Annotated in this window: 16 protein-coding genes and 1 riboswitch; of the genes, 13 read left to right on the forward strand and 3 right to left on the reverse strand. The window is 42.9% G+C overall.

The window, feature by feature from the left end:
• Positions 1–182: 182 nt before the first annotated feature.
• Both CDO33_RS03450 and radA read left to right on the forward strand, forming a co-directional pair.
• Positions 183–1,421: a transposase gene (locus tag CDO33_RS03450; RefSeq protein WP_103083335.1), complete on the forward strand. Its 1,239-nt coding sequence runs from the start codon at positions 183–185 to the stop codon at positions 1,419–1,421.
• Between the two features lie 443 nt (positions 1,422–1,864).
• Positions 1,865–3,226, forward strand: a complete 1,362-nt coding sequence (gene radA, locus CDO33_RS03455) for a DNA repair protein RadA (RefSeq protein WP_103080791.1) — start codon at positions 1,865–1,867, stop codon at positions 3,224–3,226.
• Between the two features lie 74 nt (positions 3,227–3,300).
• Here radA and CDO33_RS03460 read toward each other — a convergent pair whose 3' ends face one another.
• Positions 3,301–3,696 (reverse strand): nucleoside triphosphate pyrophosphohydrolase family protein, encoded by a 396-nt coding sequence (locus tag CDO33_RS03460; protein WP_103080792.1) that lies wholly within the window; start codon positions 3,694–3,696, stop codon positions 3,301–3,303.
• A gap of 554 nt (positions 3,697–4,250) precedes the next feature.
• Between CDO33_RS03460 and CDO33_RS03465 the strand changes: the two genes are divergently transcribed.
• The 5 genes from CDO33_RS03465 (at position 4,251) to ispD (ending at position 9,701) form a co-directional block, all read left to right on the forward strand.
• Positions 4,251–4,736: a CarD family transcriptional regulator gene (locus tag CDO33_RS03465; protein ID WP_103080793.1), complete on the forward strand. Its 486-nt coding sequence runs from the start codon at positions 4,251–4,253 to the stop codon at positions 4,734–4,736.
• A 94-nt stretch (positions 4,737–4,830) separates the two neighbouring features.
• Positions 4,831–5,892 (forward strand): PIN/TRAM domain-containing protein, encoded by a 1,062-nt coding sequence (locus CDO33_RS03470; RefSeq protein ID WP_103080794.1) that lies wholly within the window; start codon positions 4,831–4,833, stop codon positions 5,890–5,892.
• Positions 5,893–6,122: 230 nt separating this feature from the next.
• Positions 6,123–7,256, forward strand: coding sequence for a trans-sulfuration enzyme family protein (locus CDO33_RS03475; protein ID WP_103080795.1), 1,134 nt, complete (start codon positions 6,123–6,125; stop codon positions 7,254–7,256).
• Positions 7,257–7,478: 222 nt separating this feature from the next.
• Complete coding sequence (locus CDO33_RS03480; protein ID WP_103080796.1) at positions 7,479–8,657, forward strand: MalY/PatB family protein; 1,179 nt, start codon at positions 7,479–7,481, stop codon at positions 8,655–8,657.
• 327 nt (positions 8,658–8,984) lie between these two features.
• Positions 8,985–9,701 (forward strand): 2-C-methyl-D-erythritol 4-phosphate cytidylyltransferase, encoded by a 717-nt coding sequence (gene ispD / locus CDO33_RS03485; RefSeq protein WP_103080797.1) that lies wholly within the window; start codon positions 8,985–8,987, stop codon positions 9,699–9,701.
• A gap of 381 nt (positions 9,702–10,082) precedes the next feature.
• On the opposite strand, the gene ispF is transcribed toward ispD, so the two are convergent.
• On the reverse strand, positions 10,083–10,553 hold the full coding sequence (gene ispF / locus CDO33_RS03490; RefSeq protein WP_103080798.1) for a 2-C-methyl-D-erythritol 2,4-cyclodiphosphate synthase: 471 nt from the start codon (positions 10,551–10,553) through the stop codon (positions 10,083–10,085).
• Positions 10,554–11,163: 610 nt separating this feature from the next.
• On the opposite strand from ispF, the gene proS reads away from it, so the two are divergent.
• The 3 genes from proS to CDO33_RS03505 all read left to right on the forward strand — a co-directional run bounded on the left by proS (position 11,164) and on the right by CDO33_RS03505 (position 15,576).
• Entirely contained in the window at positions 11,164–12,600 is a 1,437-nt protein-coding gene (gene proS / locus CDO33_RS03495) for a proline--tRNA ligase (protein WP_103080799.1), read from the forward strand.
• 45 nt (positions 12,601–12,645) lie between these two features.
• Entirely contained in the window at positions 12,646–14,367 is a 1,722-nt protein-coding gene (locus CDO33_RS03500; protein WP_103080800.1) for a proline--tRNA ligase, read from the forward strand.
• 360 nt (positions 14,368–14,727) lie between these two features.
• The gene (locus tag CDO33_RS03505) at positions 14,728–15,576 is read left to right on the forward strand and encodes a CAP domain-containing protein (RefSeq protein ID WP_103080801.1); all 849 of its coding nucleotides are present in this window, start codon (positions 14,728–14,730) and stop codon (positions 15,574–15,576) included.
• A 122-nt stretch (positions 15,577–15,698) separates the two neighbouring features.
• On the opposite strand, the gene CDO33_RS03510 is transcribed toward CDO33_RS03505, so the two are convergent.
• Positions 15,699–16,655 carry an RluA family pseudouridine synthase gene (locus CDO33_RS03510; RefSeq protein WP_103080802.1) on the reverse strand — a complete coding sequence of 319 codons (957 nt, stop codon included), beginning with the start codon at positions 16,653–16,655 and terminating at the stop codon, positions 15,699–15,701.
• Positions 16,656–16,993: 338 nt separating this feature from the next.
• Positions 16,994–17,127: riboswitch (cyclic di-AMP (ydaO/yuaA leader) on the forward strand.
• A gap of 2 nt (positions 17,128–17,129) precedes the next feature.
• Here CDO33_RS03510 and CDO33_RS03515 point away from each other — a divergent pair.
• From CDO33_RS03515 to CDO33_RS03525, 3 genes are all read left to right on the forward strand, one after another.
• Complete coding sequence (locus CDO33_RS03515) at positions 17,130–18,428, forward strand: peptidoglycan-binding domain-containing protein (protein ID WP_242973861.1); 1,299 nt, start codon at positions 17,130–17,132, stop codon at positions 18,426–18,428.
• A gap of 380 nt (positions 18,429–18,808) precedes the next feature.
• On the forward strand, positions 18,809–19,192 hold the full coding sequence (locus tag CDO33_RS03520) for a RidA family protein (protein WP_103080803.1): 384 nt from the start codon (positions 18,809–18,811) through the stop codon (positions 19,190–19,192).
• A gap of 279 nt (positions 19,193–19,471) precedes the next feature.
• Complete coding sequence (locus CDO33_RS03525) at positions 19,472–20,209, forward strand: class I SAM-dependent methyltransferase (protein WP_103080804.1); 738 nt, start codon at positions 19,472–19,474, stop codon at positions 20,207–20,209.
• Positions 20,210–20,259: the final 50 nt, after the last annotated feature.

Genomic DNA, 20,259 nt, shown 5'->3' on the forward strand with positions numbered 1-20,259 from the left:
TCACAATAAATCTTTTCCTTTGCAGTTATATAATTTATAGTACTTACGCAAAAGTAACATAAACAAGTCATATCAGCACTTTGAAAACAGAATATAGCTTAAAAGGTTGTTGCATTGAGGTTTCCATATATTACAGCTATTCACCAGTTTTCGAATTATGCTATTCTTTTGGCAGGGGTTCCATGAGGTCTACCAAAAATTGCATTTCCGACATAACCGTTGCCAAGCACGGCATTCACGATATTATTACTGAACTGGTGAGAAAGTTCAATTTGGATAAGTTTTTGTTCCCTGAGAAGTATACACTGGTCTTCGTTGCAGCATGTATGGGTATAATCCTGTTTAATAATCCTACAGCAACATATATTGCGCAGAAGCTGTACTGGGTATCCCATGATGCCATAACAAGGCTGCTGCCGTTGCTTTCTATTAATAACACAAATATCATGATCCTGTTCATCCAGGCAATACAGTCACAAACGGCTGGTCTTGGATATTTGATCATCGATGATGTGATTATCAGGAAGCCTTTCGGCAAGAGCATTTTCCCGACATCTTATGTATACGATCACACAAATAATCGGTATGTCTGGGGAATGCACATTGTAGTCCTTCTATGGTCTAATGGTTGGATTAAAATCCCCGTGGCGTTTCGGATATGGAAACCGGAAGAAAAGTGTGAAGAATATCATACCAAGGTTGAACTAGCCATACGTATGATATCCTTCGCCCACAAATTTGGTTTGGCTGCCGAATACGTCACATTCGACACCTGGTATTCCTGTAAAGAGCTCCTGCAAAAGCTCTCAGAGTGCGGTTACCACTATGTCTGCATGATAAAGAATAACCGCAAAGTGCTGTACAACAACAGGGTTAACTTTAACGTTAAGACCATAAGCCTGCTGTTTAGCAAGAAACAGTACAGGTACTACCCCGGTACAGGCTTCTACATCAAGGCTTTATCGGTAATCTTACCTGGTGTGGGTAACACCATGATGGCAATAGTCAAAAACGGCTATAACGCATCTATCCAAAACACCAGATTTATCATTACTGACTTGCCCGGTGTAGCTGCTCAAGACATCCTCAAGAAATACCTTTGCCGTTGGGACATTGAAGTATTCTTCAGAGACATCAAGCAGTTTCTGAACTTTGAAAAAGTTCAAGTCCGGTCTATTAGAAAACTTGAGGGTCACTTCTCCTTGGTGTTCATAACTTCTGTATTCGTGCAGATTTTGCAGATACAGAATAATTTGAATACCATGGGTGAAACCATCAGCTTCCTGCAGGACATTGTCCAGGTTAAAGTCAACGGTATTGTGTACATTATTAATGTAACATCCAAAGACCGGACAGGTAAAGAGGTAAATACTGTCTCAAATCCTCTCGCAACAACCATTTGGGACAAATTAAGTGCGTGAAATCTTTATTTTTCAAGGATCATTTTGTTTTGCGTAAGTACTGTAATTTATATATTATTTTGCGCTTGCCAAGGAAAAATATTTATACTGGCAATATTTGAGGAAATAAAAACATTTCCCGAACTCTTTGCAAGACGGGTATTTTGCCCCGGCATTTTATTGTATTTTGTCCCGGATGTCCACAGTATGATATAATCTTTTTAACGGATGCAAAAATAAATCCGGCTTTTAAAACAACGGAAGAAATTGCGCAGCAATTTCAACACACCGTTTCAACGAGGCGGGAGATTTCAACTCACCGTCTATTGTAAAATTAGGTACACGCCATCTTTGAGAGGTGGGGGATATCTTTAGCCTCGTTATATTTTCCGGACAGATGCAATACATTGCGGAAATAACTGCAAATTAATTTCATACGGCCTATGGGGTGGGATGATAACATTATGGCAAAAAGCAAATCAGTATTCGTATGCCAGGAGTGTGGATACGAATCTTCAAAGTGGTTGGGAAAATGCCCTGCCTGCGATCAGTGGAATACTTTTGTGGAACAGATTCAGGAGGTACGGAGCAGAAGCACGCAGCCGGCAGCCGGCAATGCAAAGGTTTTCAATATTAATGATATTCAGCTGGAGGAAGAGGAGCGCTATTCCACAGGTATCAAGGAGATGGACAGGGTCTTGGGAGGCGGAATAGTAAGAGGTTCCCTCATACTGGTGGGAGGTGACCCGGGGATAGGTAAATCCACCCTTTTGCTTCAGGTTTGCGAGAGGCTTCAAATGAACGGAAAAGTGCTTTATGTTTCAGGAGAAGAATCGGTTAAACAGATAAAACTCAGAGCCGACAGACTCGGCATCAAGAACGGCAGGCTGCTGATGGTGTCCGAGACGAACTTCAGGGCAATTGAGGGTATTATAGACAGGGAAAAACCGGAAGTGGTCATAATAGATTCCATACAAACCGTTTTTGATGATGAATTGACTTCAGCTCCCGGCAGTGTCAGCCAGGTGAGAGAAGTTACGGGAGGTTTGCTGAGGATCGGAAAAGGGAATAACATCACAATAATTATAGTGGGCCATGTGACCAAGGAAGGGGCCATTGCCGGTCCGAGGGTGCTGGAACATATGGTGGACACTGTTTTGTATTTTGAGGGGGAGAGGCACCTCAGCTACAGAGTGTTGAGAGCCGTAAAAAACAGGTTTGGTTCCACCAATGAAATAGGCATATTTGAAATGAGGGATATAGGCCTGGTGGAAGTGCAAAATCCTTCCATGACTATGCTTTCCGGCAGACCGGTAAATGTGCCGGGATCAGTGGTCATTGCAAGCGTTGAGGGCACGAGGCCGATGCTGATTGAAATACAGGCCCTGGTGTGCGCTACCAGTTTCGGTATGCCTAGAAGAATGGCTACCGGCGTTGACTATAACAGGGTTACGCTTTTGATGGCAGTGCTCGAAAAGCGCGTTGGAATGCAGCTCCATAATTATGATGCTTATATAAACGTTGTAGGAGGACTGAAAATAGATGAGCCTGCCTGTGATCTTGGAATCACGGCTTCGATAGCTTCCAGCTACAGGGACAGTGCCGTGGATGCAAATACTGTGCTTATAGGCGAAGTCGGGCTTACCGGTGAGGTAAGAGCGGTAAGTCAGATAGAAAAGCGTTTGATGGAAGCATATAGAATAGGTTTCAAAAGCTGCATAATACCTTCCGGTAACATGAAGATGGTAAAGCAGCTTAAAAGTCTTGAGGGCATGGATATTAAAGGCGTTGAAAATGTTCATCAGGCGTTGGATCTCATATTATGATATCAAACTCGTCCAAACTTGCTATAGACAGAAAAGAACCGGAAAGGCACAAGTAGCACACATTTAAGATTTTATCATCTTAAGCTGTATTTTCCGAGCACTTTTATCCTTTCCAGTTCTTTTATTATAATATCATAGAGGTTTAAATCAAGGGTATTGCATATCGATGCAAGGTAAAACAGGTTTCTTCCTATTTCTTTTTCTATCATATCCCGGCAGTTGTCGCACAAGCTGCCTTCTACATGGGTTTCCATGGCGTTGAGCACTTCTTCAAAATCCTCGCCTTCCAGAAAGGGCTGTTTTTCTGCATTAATTTTAATGCAGCCGCACTGAGTTGCAGACTTCACAACTGCACGATTAACCCTGGCATTGGTATCCTGGAACTTTGTAATCAGATCAAGGATGCTTTTATTTCTGATGAGGATCTCATTTGCTGTATACTGGAATTCATCTATTATTATATCCTTCAAAACAGTTCACCTCTTGGTTGATATACTTGTCATGTCAAAATAATTAACCATCATTTAATGGTATCTTTTGCGGAAAATCAAGAATGCTACATGCAATCATTAAGAAGTAATCCTTCCTATAGCTTAATTATAATTGTTAGTACTATCCTTTGTCAATTATAAAACGTAATGGGAGAAATTACAAAAAAATACAAAGAAATATAAACCTGCTAAAGAAACAAGAAGCCTTAAACCCACTTCTTTCCAGTCTGATATTTAGTGTTGCTAAAATAAAGCGTTGACATAAGGCTGTATGAATGGTAGAATAAATAATTTTTGACATATTTATTTTTTTGTAGTATACTTAAATATAATAGGTGTTGGTGGTTATTGGTATTGTCTGTAAACTTCCAGAAGCATTTCGGTGGAAGTTTTATTTATCGGAGGATTACTTATGCTATGAACTGCTTTTTTGCTTGACTGATGCAGCACTTCCTTGTTTAGCCTTGTTTACGTTATACGTCATCACTTAGTTCGCATAACTGATATTAATACTTCTTTACGGAGGCGTAGGTATGTTTAATGTTGGGGATAAAATAGTTTACCCAATGCATGGAGCGGGAATAATAGAGTCGATAGAGGAGAAGGAAATACTTGGAGAAAAAAGGAATTATTATGTAATGAAAATGCCCTTGGGCGAAATGAAAGTGATGATTCCAACCCATAGCGTGGATGAAATCGGAATCAGGGAGATAATAAGCGAGAGCGATGCGGACAAGGTGCTGGATATCCTAAGTGAAGAGAATGTCAATGTAAACACCAACTGGAATAAACGTTACAGGGAAAATATGGTGAAAATTAAAGGCGGTAACATTTTTGAAGTGGCAGAGGTAGTGAGAACCCTAATGCAGAGAGAACATGAGAAGGGACTTTCTACAGGGGAGAGAAAAATGCTTAACAGTGCACGGCAAATCCTTATAAGTGAGCTTGTACTGGTGAAAGGCATGGACCAGTGTGAAATTGAAAACATTATAAATAAACGTGTAAGCTGCAGCCGGTGATTTTGGTAAAAACATAATCTTAAGAACTTTAAATTATACAGCTCATATACTGGCTATTAGATTTAATAATTTATTTACAGGGGAGTTAGGTATTGTGCTGAATGTAATTATTAAATTGTCATTTGCGGTTGTAGGTGCCGTTACCGGATTTACTATGACCAGAACTTTATTTTCCTTAAGTAACATTCCTCTTGATCCGGGTTTGTCCCTTATCGTTATTAGCGTTATATCCTTGCTTTTCTCAGCAGTGTTTTATTTTTTTTCGGTACAAATAATTATCTATGTTCAAAAGGCTTTGGACAAGGTAGAGTATATTTTGCAGAGCATGACGCTTTATGAGCTGGCCCTCGGATCAGCAGGTTTGATTGCAGGACTTGTAGTGGCCAACCTGATTACAATACCGATAAACAATATATATGTTGTAGGATTACCCTTGTCGATTATCGCAAATGTGCTGTTCGGCTGCGTCGGTATAGCTATAGCGACGGGCAAATCCAATGAGTTGTCCGGTGGAAAAGGTTTTACCTCAAACGGAAAGCATTCTCCCAAAGCTAAGATTCTGGACACAAGCGTCATAATCGACGGAAGGATAGTTGATATTTGCAGAAGCGGATTTCTGGAGGGAGAAATCATCGTGCCCGGCTTTGTTCTGGAGGAACTGAGGCATATTGCGGATTCCCCCGATGCGGTCAAAAGGAACCGCGGCAGACGAGGACTGGATGTATTGAACATGCTGCAGAAGGATCTGAAATATCCTGTCAGGATAGAGAATTATCCTGATGTAGAAGGAGCGGAAGTGGACGACAAGCTCCTCAAGATTGCCAAAAAGCTTAACTGCAAGATCATCACCAATGATTACAACCTTAATAAGGTGGCAAGCTTCCATGAAGTGCCGGTTTTGAATATCAATGAGCTGGCCAATGCCATGAAGCCCATAGCCATACCAGGGGAAGAAATGATGGTTCAGGTTATAAAGGATGGAAAGGAAAACGGCCAGGGAATAGGCTACCTGGAAGATGGGACTATGATAGTTGTAGAGGGAGGAAGGCGGCACATGGGAGAGTCTGTAAGCGTGGTGGTAACCAGCATAATACAGACTGCGGCCGGAAGGATGATTTTTGCCAAGCCCAAGTGCATGATGGAACGGACTATATAGGTTCATTTATTAAGTATCAAATAAATATCAAACTGCCATTAAAGGCAGTTTTTTTGTTTTAATTAGCTTAAGAGATAATATTAAAATCATGTTGACAATTGAAAGGAAGTAATATATTATAAAACAAACTAAAATGATTGGAATAATAGGGTATGATGATAAGGCTTGAATTAACATAAGTCAGCATACCGAATCCATCAAACAGAAAATTTTTATCAGGGTGAACTGCTATGAATATTAACACACTTTGCATACATGGAAGTGAAGACAAGTCCCACTGTACGGGTTCAGTGTCGGTACCCATATATCAGACGGCCACCTATGTGCATCCTGCTGTTGGACAGAGCACCGGGTATGACTATTCCCGTGTGCAAAATCCTACCAGGGAGCAGCTGGAAATCACACTGGCAAAGCTTGAAAACGGTGTGGATGCTATGGCCTTTTCCAGCGGTATGGCTGCGGTCACAGCAATGATGGAGCTTTTTAAGATTGGTGATCACATTATAGCTTCGGATGACTTGTATGGAGGAACTCACAGGCTTTTTTGCAGCATTTCGGAAAAAAACGGTATCTCCTTTGATTTCGTGAATACCTCCGAAGCATCCAAGATTGCTGAGCACATAAGGCCGGAGACCAAAGCCATATTTATTGAGACGCCCACCAACCCATTGATGAAGGTGTCGGATATTGCCGCTATATCTGCGATAGCAAAGCAGCATGGCCTTTTTCTGATAGTGGATAACACTTTCCTGACGCCATATTTTCAGAATCCTATCGATCTGGGGGCTGATATTGTGGTGCACAGCGGCACAAAATATCTTGCAGGTCACAATGATACCCTCGCGGGATTTCTTGTCACCCGCACCGCCGAGATTTCGGAAAAGCTGAGGTATATATATAAAACCACCGGTGCCTGCCTTGCTCCCTTTGACAGCTGGCTTGTGATGCGCGGAATTAAAACTCTTGCCGTCAGGATGGAAAAACAGCAGGAGAATGCCATCAGGCTGGCAAACTGGCTTTGCCAACATCCTAAGGTGAGATCGGTATATTATGTGGGATTGCCGACCCATCCGGATTTCGAAGTGTCCCTGAAGCAATCAAGGGGTTTTGGCGCTATGATTTCCTTTAAGGTGGACAGTGAACAGACCGCGATACAACTGCTGCAGAGGGTAAAGCTTGTGCTGTATGCCGAAAGTCTCGGGGGAGTAGAATCACTGATAACCTATCCTATGCTGCAGACCCATGCGGACATCCCAAAAGAAGAGAGGGAAGCAAAGGGCATTGATGAGACTCTGCTGCGTTTGTCTGTAGGGCTTGAGCATATAGACGATATAATTGCCGATTTGGAGCAGGCATTGGCGTAGCTGTTTTACAGCTAAATGATATCTTGCCCGAGGGCATGGTTATATGCATGGAAAGCTCCGGCACACCAGGATTATACAGGTGTTGCAGATGTATTATTATATGATGCATTATTATATTATAAAACAATGGCTGTTAAGTTTTCAGGAATTAAACCGATCACTAATATGTGGTTTTGAAGGTACTTATTATTTTAATGCCGGATTTGTGTGAGGAGATGAAATATGAAGTTCAATTTTGATGAAATTATAGATAGAAGGGGCACCAACTCGATAAAATATGATTTTTGTGCCGAAAGGGGTAAACCGGAGGATGTTATTCCCCTTTGGGTTGCAGATATGGATTTCAGGACGCCGCCTGCTGTGACGGAAGCCCTTGTTAAAACGGTACAGCATGGGATTTTCGGCTATTCCGAAAGCAAGCAGGAGTATTTTGATGCAGTGCACAATTGGTTCAAATCCAGGTTTGGCTGGGAAACCGATCAATCCTGGCTTGTAAAGGTACCGGGAGTGGTATATGCGATAGCTACCGCCATACGTGCCTTAACTGAAAAAGGAGATGCGGTCTTAATACAGCAGCCGGTGTACCATCCTTTTGCCTCTACAGTTCTTGTGAACGGAAGAAAGCTGGTAAATAACCCCCTTGTATACGAAAAGGGGGAATACCATATAGATTTTGACGATTTTGAAGAGAAAATCATCAAAAACGATGTCAAGCTCTTTTTGCTGTGCAGCCCGCATAACCCGGTGGGAAGAGTTTGGACCAGGGAAGAGCTTGTGCGCATGGGAGATATATGCTTGAAGCATAATGTCATAGTTATATCGGATGAGATTCATGCCGATTTCGTTTATAAGGGCTATTTGCATTTCATATTCGCAAGCCTGAAGCCTGAATTCTTAAACAATACCATCATATGCACGGCACCCAGCAAAACCTTTAATCTTGCGGGATTGCAGGTTTCCAACATATTTATTGCCAATGATGAAATAAGAAAGAAGTTCAGGGAGGAATTAATGCGGAGCGGGTACAGCCAGCCAAACACCATGGGACTGGTCGCGTGCCAGGCCGCCTATGAGCATGGAGCCCAGTGGCTTGATGAGCTTATTGAATATCTGGAAGGGAATATCAGCTATATAAGAAAATTCCTGGCTGAACGCCTGCCGCAGATTAAGCTGGTAGAGCCTCAGGGAACCTATCTTCTTTGGCTGGACTTCAATCAGCTCAATCTCAGCGAAAAGGAGCTCAATGATTTAATTGTCAACAAGGCTAAGCTCTGGCTGAATGAAGGAACAACCTTCGGGAGCGAAGGTAAAGGCTTTCAACGTCTTAACATTGCCTGCCCGCGCGCTACATTGGAAAAGGCTTTACTACAGCTGGAAAAGGCCATCGCATCAATAAAATAGGTGCGGAACGGGACAATATATGAAAGAGTGCTTTGTTAAAATCATATGAATAAGTTGTGACCAATTCGTATAGAACATAAAAACTAAAAAACTGTTTTAGTAAAATATATTAAAATACCTGCCAAAGTCAGCAGGTATTTTATTTTATGATTTCCGTGCTTATGGAGAAGCAAGTTTTCCGGTAGTTTTTCATAGTATCACAATACCGCAATATAACCAACCAGACCCGATGCAGGATAGCAAACAGTTCTAACTTGTTGATTTAAACACCAAGTCATGATACATTATTTTGTATAAGCCTGCAAAAATAAAAGGATGGAGGTTGTGATGAAAAAGAGCAAAGAGGTTTTGGTGAGCGCAGTGGTGGTTGCTGCCGGAAAAGGTACCCGCATGCACATGGATAAGAACAAGCAGTATATTGAGATCGGAGAAGTGCCTGTTCTTGCCCGGACTTTGCTGACGCTGCAGAAGTGTGGCAGGGTAAGCGAAATCATCGTGGTTGTTAACTCCCAGGATATTGTTTACTGCAAACAGGAAATAATAGACGGCTATGGTCTTTATAAGGTGAAAAAAATTGTGGCTGGCGGAGAAACAAGACAGAATTCTGTGTATAACGGGCTTCTCGATGTAAGCCAGAACTGTGAAATTGTGCTTATACATGATGGGGCAAGACCTTTCGTCCGGGAAGAGAGCATTGAGGAAAGCATAACTGCGGCATTGGAGCATGGTGCCTCATGTGTTGCGGTACCTTCCAAGGATACAATAAAAAGTGCGGATGAGAATGGTTTTGTTAGCGGAACCCTGGACAGGAAAGCCCTATGGATGACTCAAACGCCGCAGACATTTAGATACCAGCTGATAATGGATGCCCATAAAAAAGCTATAGATGATGGATTTGATGGCACGGATGATGCCGTACTTGTTGAAAGGCTGGGATTTCCTATCAAACTCGTGATGGGAAGCTACGACAACATTAAAATCACAACCCAGGAAGACTTGATATTGGGAGAGGCTATTGCCGACAGCAGGGAGTACTATGGATAAACGGGAATTATATCTCTCTGTAAATTTTCATAGTGTATTGCATGTTTTCATAAATCCATAGTCAACAGCCACATATAACGAGGTTGAAAATGTCCACCACCCCATATAGGTGGAGAGTATCTAATTCCACAATGGACAGTGAGTTAAAATCTCCCGCCTCGTTGAAACGGTGTGTTGAAATTGCTACGCAATTTTTCCGTTGTTTAAAGCTGCCGGCTATTTTCAAAACTCTTTTCTCAATATCGTGTTTGCCAATTCTTGCTGAAAGGTTGTCAGCTTTATCTTACAAGCTGACCGGCTTATCATATGCTTAACCATGCCCTTCATACAGGCTTTTAATATCGGGGTTTGTCTCATTTAAATCCGAATTTGGAGTAAAGCCTAAACTACCATTACGCAGCTGAATACCTGTATACCCAAGCCCTGACCGAACTGTGTCAGACCTTCGCCTGTTGTGGCTGTTATTCCGATGCAGTTTTCCGGAATGCCCAGCAGATTTGAAAGACTAGCCCGTATTTCGGGTATTTTGGGAGTTATCTTTGGAGTAAGGCATTCTATCGATATTGAGACATGAACGATTTTGCTTTCCCCCAGATATTTCATCGCTTCCGCCAGGTATGCCTTGCTGTCGGTTATGCCATGTTTCAGGCACATTTCATCGCTGACGGGGCCTAGTATGTTGACACAGGTTACCCCGGAAATGGCATTTGTTAAAGAATGCAATATGACATCAGCATCGCTGTTGCCCTGGAGGGGAGCATGACCTTCAAACACAACACCGCCGAGGATAAGCTTTTTTGTCTTGTCATTAAAATCAAATCTGTGACTGTCCTGACCAATGCCTACTTTCATAGCTGTTTACTCCTTCTATGTATTTACAACGATTATATATCACTATTATACGACAAGCAAGCGTATTGACATAGGGATTTTGGTATATTATTATAAATGATAAGAATCCGACCCCATTGGGCCCTAATGGCTTGAAATTAAATAGCTATATTGGTTTTTGATTAATATGGTTTCCCACTGACAACAGTGGACTGTCGGTTTGTAAACAACAGCTAATAGCTGAAAGCTAACAACTGAAAATAAATCTATGACGGGACTGCGAAAAGTGTAGCATGAAGAGAAAAGCCGGTTGGTGCGAGGCTTTATGGCAAAGCTTTTCTTCCCACCCCTGAGATGCAGCTGATGAAGCTGCCGGTTCGGCTCCGATAAAGGCCCAAGAGACGGGTTACTCCAATTTGGGTGGTACCGCGGGAAAGTATTTCCGCCCCTTACTTTTAGGGCGGATTTTTTGTTATATAAAAGATTATATTTAAGACTATATATAAAGCTATATGCAAAACCATTCATAAAACCATTTATAAAACTTATTTATAAAACTATTTATAAGGTCTTGCCAAGGCTTGTAAATATTAAATCTAAAATAGAATTGAAATTTAAAGGAGTTGATTATATGGCACAGGAAAAAAAACTGGTAGAAGCTATAACCCCTATGAATGAGGATTTTGCCCAATGGTATACGGATGTAATCAAAAAGGCGGATCTTGTAGAGTATTCCAGCGTAAAGGGCTGTATGATAATCCGCCCCTATGGTTATGCGATATGGGAGAACATACAGAAAAATCTGGATGAGAGATTTAAGGAAACAGGGCATGAAAACGTATATATGCCCATGTTCATCCCGGAAAGCCTGCTGCAGAAAGAGAAGGACCATGTGGAAGGATTTGCTCCGGAAGTGGCATGGGTTACCCATGGAGGACAGGAAAAGCTGACAGAAAGGCTTTGCGTGCGTCCTACATCAGAGACTTTGTTCTGTGAGCATTTTGCCAACATAGTACATTCCTACAGGGATCTTCCCAAGCTTTACAACCAGTGGTGCTCCGTCGTTAGATGGGAGAAGACTACAAGACCGTTCTTGAGAACTGCAGAATTCCTGTGGCAGGAAGGCCATACAGTGCATGCTACGGCGGAGGAAGCCCAGGAAGAGACTATAAGGATGCTGAACGTGTATGCGGATTTTTGCGAACAGGTTCTCGCAATTCCCGTCATCAAAGGCAAAAAAACCGATAAAGAAAAGTTTGCCGGAGCAAAGGAAACCTATACTATAGAAAGCATGATGCATGACGGTAAAGCATTGCAGTCGGGAACATCCCACAATTTCGGAGATGGGTTTGCAAGAGCCTTTGGAATTCAATACACCGATAAAAATAACGAGCTTCAGTATGTGCATGAAACTTCCTGGGGCATGAGCACAAGAATAATAGGCGCTATTATAATGGTTCACGGGGACGACAGCGGGCTTGTGCTGCCTCCGAGAATTGCCCCGGTGCAACTGGTGATCATACCTATCGCACAGCACAAGGAAGGCGTGCTGGAAAAAGCTGAAGAATTGAGAGACAGACTCTCCAAGGTAGTCCGGGTGAAGATGGATGACAGTGATAAAAATCCGGGATGGAAGTTCAGCGAGTATGAAATGAGGGGAGTGCCCATCCGTCTTGAGGTAGGTCCGAAGGATATTGAGAAGAACCAGGTGGTACTGGTAAGAAGGGACAACAGGGAGAAGATATTTGTTCCGATGGATGAGCTGGAAGACAGGGTGCTCCGGTTGCTGGACGAAGTGCACGAAGGAATGCTGGAGAAAGCCAGAAACATGAGGGACTCCAAAACATATACAGCGGTAACACCGGAGGAGTTTGAAAAAATAGCTGCAGAGAAATCCGGCTTTATAAAAGCCATGTGGTGCGGCGACAGAGCATGTGAGGATATGATAAAGGAAAAGACCGGAGTTACCAGCCGGTGCATGCCTTTTGAGCAGGAGAAGATCTCCGACAGCTGCGTATGCTGCGGTAAACCGGCCGACAAAATGGTTATCTGGGGTAAGGCATACTAATTGGACAAATAGTGCTGGAATATAGATCATACCGGGAGGGAGATCATGCGGATTTCAAAGATGTTTATACCGACATTGAGGGAAGTGCCGGCTGAGGCGGAAATTGCAAGCCATAAGCTGATGCTCAGAGCAGGCCTTATCAGGAAGCAGGCCTCAGGCATATATTCTTTCCTGCCCTTAGGCTACAGGATTTTCAGAAAAATCGAGCAGATAATAAGGGAGGAGATGGATAGGAGCGGGGCTCAAGAGCTCATGATGTCAGCACTGCTTCCTGCGGAAGTCTATCAGCCCTCAGGCAGATGGGAGGTTTTCGGCCCTGAGATGTTCAGGTTGAAGGACAGGAATGAAAGGGATTTCTGCCTTGGACCTGCCCATGAGGAGGTATTTACCGAAATCGTCAGGAATGAGATCCGTTCCTACAAATCTCTACCGATGATGCTTTATCAGATACAGACAAAGTACAGGGATGAGATAAGGCCGCGGTTTGGATTCATGCGTTGCCGGGAGTTTGTGATGAAGGATGCTTACAGCTTTGATAGGGACGAGGCAGGCCTCGATATGTCCTATAGTAAGATGTATGAGGCATACTGCAGGATATTTGACCGCTGCGGCCTGGATTATATTGTGGTGGATGCGGACAGTGGTGCTATGGGCGGTTCCGGCTCCCAGGAATTTATGGTCAAATCCGAAATAGGGGAAGCAGAGGTTGTCTTTTGTGAAAGCTGTGGCTATGCTGCCAACAGGGAGAAAGCCCAGTGTGTGCCTGAGATGTGTTGCCCCGGGGAGGAGCAACGCTGCTGCGATGAGCTTCCTTTGGAAAAGGTTGCTACCCCGGATGCAAGGACTATAGAAGAACTTATGAAGTTTTTCAACTGTTCGCCAAAGGAATTTGCCAAGACCCTAATTTTTCAGGCTGATGACAGGGTGGTTGCCGCGATGGTCAGAGGAGACCGGGAGATCAATGAGACAAAACTCCGAAACCACTTGGGATGCAACGAACTTAATATGGCAGATCCCGAAACAGTAAAAAGAGTAACCCATGCTGATGTTGGATTTGCCGGACCGGTGGGCCTGGGAATTGAGCTCATTGTTGATCCGGAAGTGGCAGCCATGAAAAACTTCGTTGTGGGAGCCAATGAGACGGGATACCATCTTAAAAATGTCAATATGGGCAGAGATTTTAAAGCTATGGCTGTGATTGATATCAGGAATATGGAAGAAGGGGACGGATGCCCCAAATGCGGCAGTCCGGTGAAAGTTGCCCATGGCATAGAGGTGGGACATATATTCAAGCTGGGAACAAAGTACAGCAAAGCTTTTAACTGCACATATCTGGATGAGGCCGGTAAGGAGCATCCCATGGTGATGGGAAGCTACGGAATAGGCGTAAACAGGCTCATGGCAGCCATAATAGAGCAGAACAACGATGAAAACGGCATTATCTGGCCTGTGTCAATTGCGCCTTATCATGTAGTAATCATTCCTGTAAATGCTACCATCGAAGAGCAGATGAAAACAGCTGAACGGATTTACTCTGAGCTTCAGTCGGCAGGAGTGGAAGTGATACTGGATGACAGGAATGAGAGAGCAGGGGTTAAATTCAAGGATGCGGATCTTATCGGTATTCCAATCAGGATCACCGTCGGAAAGAAGGCAGAAAAAGGCATTGTGGAGTACAAGCTCAGAAAATCTTCGGAAGTAAAAGAGCTCAAAATAGAGGATGCCATCGCTCAAGCGAGGCAGGAGGTAATGAGTGCGCTGAATTAAATTACAAACTTTATGAGAAATGGATATGTAAGGGAAATATATTAATGAGGGAAATATAATAACGATGAAGCTCCGGAAAAAGAATGTCCGGAGCTTTTTTATGGATTTGAAATATGTTCTTTGAATCTTTTGGAACAGCAATCACCATTTCAATTAGCGAAATTAAAGCAATTTATATAAAAACGGCTCGTTTTTGGCAAATCCTTTCTATTGTATCGGCAACACATCCTTTTTTTCATAAAATAAAAAACTTTTACCTTTAGAAGCATCCATGTAAATATTTCGATATTTTCTGTTAATAATAATAGAAGCATACTTTTTAAAAAATAAATAACAGAAGTGATGTTTTGGAGGGATTTTATGAAAAAAAAGCTAGTATATTTGATCGTACTTGTGCTTGCTTGTACGTCGCTTTTGAATATTGGTGGGCCTGATGTACAAAAGGTGACAGCAGCTCCATCATTTCAAAAAGTTAATTTTACGGATGCGGTAGTTACTGCTAATTCTTTGAACGTAAGGCAGGGCCCGTCTACAAAGTATCCTGTAGTATGTGTGCTTAAAAAAGGGCAGAAAGTAAAGGTATTCGGTAAAATAGACAGCTGGTATGCGGTATATGATGTGAGCAGCGGATGTGTTGGAGCGGTGTCTGCACAATACATAAAGACATCCGGATCAACTACTGCCAAGACACCAACAACCAAAACTCCGACAACCAAGACTCCTACGACTAAGACTCCGACTACGCAGACTCCTGCACCTCAGACGCCTACTACCCAGACTCCACAGACAAGTGATAAGACTCCTTCTACCACTCCTCCGGAAGGAATATCCCAGGATGAGCAGAAGTTGCTGGATCTGGTTAATGAAGCCAGGGCAGATGCCGGGGTAGGTCCTCTTGCTTTTGATATGGAGCTGGTGAAGGTTGCTAGGTTGAAAGCTCAGGATATGGTAAACAACAACTACTTTGCTCATCAATCACCGACATATGGTTCACCTTTTGACATGATGAGAAAGTTTGATATTGAGTTCAAAACAGCCGGTGAAAACATAGCCGGAAATCAGACGGTAGAGGCGGCATTTAAAGCATGGATGAATTCCGAAGGCCACAGGAAGAATATACTGAACGGAAGCTTTAATTATACGGGCATAGGCATAGTGGACAGCCCGACTTACGGAAAGGTGCTTGTACAGCAGTTCATAGGAAAGTAAAGTAAAGAGGAGCCGGTGGTAATCTGAAATACACCTCCAAATATTAGTATATGTCTAACATTTGAGGTGCACTTCAATCCACCGGCTCTTTTTTTATTAACCGCGATGAAGAAAAGCTTTTATCAATGCTGTTCTTTCAGATTGATATTAAATATGGGTTCCACTTCGAACTTCATACCTTTGAGATAGTTTAACATTCCGGCATCCTTGAAGTCAAAAACCAGTTTATATGCCCACAGCATCTGGCGTTTGGCCTTCAGAGGGCGGTTGAAAGCGTTGGTTCCATATTTTCCGTCCCCAACTATCGGATGGCCGATATGGGCAAGGTGAGCCCTTATCTGATGGGTTTTCCCTGTTATGAGTTCCACTTCCAGGCGGCTTATATCCTTATCCATATCATAGGATAGAACCCGGTATTTTGTAATAATTTCCGAAGCTCCTTTAACCGGCTCATCGCTGATAAAAACCCTGCTTTTCCTCTCATCCTTGATAAGAAAGCTCCTGAGCTCGGCTGATTGCTTCTTAACCTTGCCCACTACCAGACATTGATAGAATTTGCGCACTTCCTTGTTTTTGATCTTGTCCAGCATTATCCTTAAGGATTCGGCGTTTTTGGCTATTATGACCAGACCTCCCGTATTTCTGTCCAGCCTGTGGCAGAGGCACGGGGTAAAGGAGTTGGTGTCATTGGGATTATATTCTCCCTTGTGCTCAAGATATTCAAGAATGAAGTCTATAAGGGTGTTGTTTGACTGCTCCCTGTCGGGGTGCACCGGTATCCCCTGATCCTTATTTACTATCATTATATTGCTGTCCTCATATACTACTGAAAAACCCCTGGCAAAAGGTGTGCTGCCGGCTTGGGGCACTCCGTCGAGAATTTCATCCACTATGTATATTTCCAGCCGGTCACCCTGGGAGACGACATAATCATCTTTGACCCGCACTCCGTTGACCTTTATGTCCTTCTTTCTGAAGGCTTTGTACATAGCGCCTGACGGCATATTTCTGAAGGTATCCCGAAGGTATTTATCTATACGTTTGCCTGCATTTTCTTTTGTGACTATTATTTCCCTCATATATACTCCTTTTATTATTAATACTTTGCAGTTCTGCATCTTTAGAGATTATTGGCTGTATATTCGATATTTGAAGCAAAAACTCCTTTAATTGTATATATGTCCGTAGCTTTTGTATTTAGTCTGCCCTCGTGAGGGAGGTGATAATGCATTAAATTATGGAAGGGAGCGATAAAGAGATGGATTATAGGTATCAGTTTGATGGAAGATTTATGCAAACTCACGTTTGTTTTCTTTTCCCTAGTTCAAAACTTCCTCAAGATATCCATGTTTTGCCACTATCTTATGTAAACTAATTATGTTATAATATACAACCGTAATTCAAGAAGCCAATTTACAAATATATACTGCCGAATTCCCTTATTAGGGAAACGGGGGATACAACACAAGGGGGTTAATTCCGGAACAGCCGGAAAGGGTGCTCTTCTACCTAACCCGACAACTAACCTCGTAAGCAAAGAGAGGAGAAAACTAATGCAATACAGAAGATATGTTTTTGGTTCTGTTTTGGCAGCAGCCATTACATCTGTTTTTTATTTTGCCAGTCTCACTACGTCACCTGTTGATAACATAACGGAATCTAATAAGGCTGTGGAGAGCAGCGCAGCGGATGCCGGGACGGAAACCGGGCAGCCTTTGCAGTTGTTTTCTGCGGATGCGGGTGATAGCGCTGCAAACAGCATAACAGGCGATACTGCAAACAGTGCTGCAGACGATACAACAAAAAGTACTGCAGACAGCATTACAAACAACACTGCAGAAAGTGCCACAAAAAGAGCATCAGATATTATTACAGATAGCACAGAGGGTGCCGGCAGTGTTTCTATCATGGCGGAAAACGGGACCCGCTCTGATGCGCATAGCCAGAATCCGAAAAAGGCAGAGGACCAGGCAGGTTCTGCATCCAAATCCATGAAGCAGGCAAATAGCAATTCCTCTATGGTATCCCGAGGAACGGCAAGAGCTTCCGACGTATACCTCATGAAAGGGGATGAAAATTCCAAGGTTATCAAGCTTCAAAAGGATTTGAAAACCCTTGGGTATTTTACCGTAACACCTACCGGCTACTATGGAGACATCACCTATGAAGCGGTAAAAAAGCTGCAAGCTGCGCATAATCTGAAACAGGACGGTATAGTGCATACCAGCACCCTGAAGCTTATTGAAAAGCTGGTAAAGGAAAAAGAGGAAGCGGATAAAGCTGCAGCAAAACAGGCCCAAAGCGATAAGGCTTCAAAACCGGCAGAAGTGGCTAAACCATCCGAAACCGCAAACAGCGGGAAAAAAGCCGAAGATTACATGATGCCATGGTTTGGCGGTGTAGAGAGCTTCTTTGCTCGTGGAGAGACAGCTACGGTATATGATATTAAATCGGGTAAAAGCTTTAAAATAAAAAGGACCTACGGTACCAATCATGCAGATTGTGAGACTCTGACGGCGGAAGATACAAAAATCATGAAGCAGATATACGGCGGCCAGTGGAGCTGGGAAAGAAGGCCGGTAATAGTGACGGTGAATGGGAAAAAGATTGCCGCATCCATGGCCGGAATGCCTCATGCAGGGGTGGACAGTGAACCGGCAAATGCATATGTCAGCAAAAGAAGCGGAGATTATGGAGCTGGTACCAACCTTGATACAGTAAAAGGCAACGGCATGGACGGCCACTTTGATATTCACTTTTTAAACAGCAAGACTCATGGTACGGGTAAAGTGAATGCAGATCACCAGAATGCTGTAAAGGAAGCTGCAAAATGGGCAGCAAGTAATTATTAAACCATATAGGAAAGCAATTGCCGCACAGGCTGCGGTTAAAATATCATAACGGCAAGGGAAAGGGAGATTCATCAATACTAAACCAAAGTATTCATGGGTCTCCCTTTTTTTATGCATAGGATGCTGTTTCCATGTAACATGATTGGGTTCGTTTATTGTTGATCTATCAGATTTCGGGATGATGAGAAAAATCACAGCAGTACTTTCAAAAAAGCTTACAGGCAAGTTGGATTTATATGGACTAAAAATATTATTGAATAAAGAAGTGAATAAAGAACAACCTGTATAGTATTCGACAGCAGGGATTTAGGCTTTGTGAAGCATAACATTATATGGTATACTTACTATAAAATTAGAAAATTGACTATGGAGGTGGAATCATGTCAATTAAGACAGTTAATACCAATAAAGCTCCGGCGGCCATAGGCCCTTATTCTCAGGCAATAATTTCAGGGAACACCGTATTTACATCCGGACAGATACCCATAGACCCCGCTACCGGTGAGGTGGTCAACGGAGGGATAGAAGCCCAGACAAGGAGGGTGCTGGAAAACCTGAAAGCTGTGTTGGAGGCGGCGGGTACCAGCATGTCCAATGTGATAAAAACCACAGTTTTTATCAATGATATGGGAAACTTTGCTGTTGTAAACAGTATATATGGTGAGTATTTTTCTGCTCCCTATCCTGCCAGGTCCTGTGTCGAAGTATCAAAGCTGCCAAAGGGCGTTGAAATCGAGATTGAAGCGGTTGCGGTTATAGACTGATGCAGTATTGATATGTAACCTGCAATTTCATGGCATATGTCATGGGGTATGGACATGATTAAAGAAAGTGAAAAGTGACCTTATCAGCGCCTGTGAATGCCTGTGGCTACTGCAGGTTATCATGCCGATGAAGCAGGAAGCTTGCGGTTTTGGCCTTGGTAGACGACTACATAATTTTGATGCAATTGATGAATATTATTTGTGACAGACACCGTTAAACGGTAAAACCTTGATATTCAATGAAGAGATGCATTATATCTGGTTTACAAGGAGAAGAATATGGGTTTTTACGAGCAAATAAGCAAATATTACGATTATATTTTTCCTGTAGGACAGTCACAGCTGAATTTTATCAAGAAGGCGGCCGGGACTCCCCCCGCGAGGGTTCTTGATGTGGCATGCGGTTCCGGAGGCTATACCGCAGAGCTGTCGAAAAGCGGATATGAGCTTACAGCGGTGGACATTGATGCGGAAATGGTGAACAGGGCAAAGCAAAAGCTGCAGTCGGAGAAGCTTTCAGCCGATGTATTGAGATGCGACATGAAAGAGCTGGAAGAGAAGCTGTCCCCTGGGTTTGACTGCATATTCTGCATAGGGAACTCCATTGTACACCTGGAAAGCTGCGATGCGATTCTGAAGGTTCTCAAGCAGATGAATAAGCTCCTGTCAGATAAAGGGGCCCTGGTGCTGCAGATTATCAATTATGACAGGATTATAAAGTATAACGTTGATGAGCTGCCTCCCATCATCAATGAGGATATTGGCTTGGAGTTCCTGAGGAAATATGAATTTACGGATGACCGGAAATATATAAATTTTAACACCACCTTGACTATAAGGAATGGAAGGGAACCTTTAAAGTATAAAAACTCCGTTAAGCTTTTGCCTCTCATGAGCGGGACCATGCGTGAGCTTTTAAATAAGGCGGGTTTTGAAAAAGTTGAGTTTTTCGGGGATTTTAATTATTCTCTCTATGATGAAGATTCTTTCATGTTGGTAGTCAAGGCTGGAAAATAGGCTGTACGAAATCTCACGGCAGGCGGCAATTTTTGCCGCCTGCGATTTTA

The sequence above is a fragment of the Clostridium thermosuccinogenes genome (genome assembly GCF_002896855.1).
In the GTDB taxonomy this organism is placed as follows: Bacteria; Bacillota; Clostridia; order Acetivibrionales; family DSM-5807; genus Pseudoclostridium; species Pseudoclostridium thermosuccinogenes.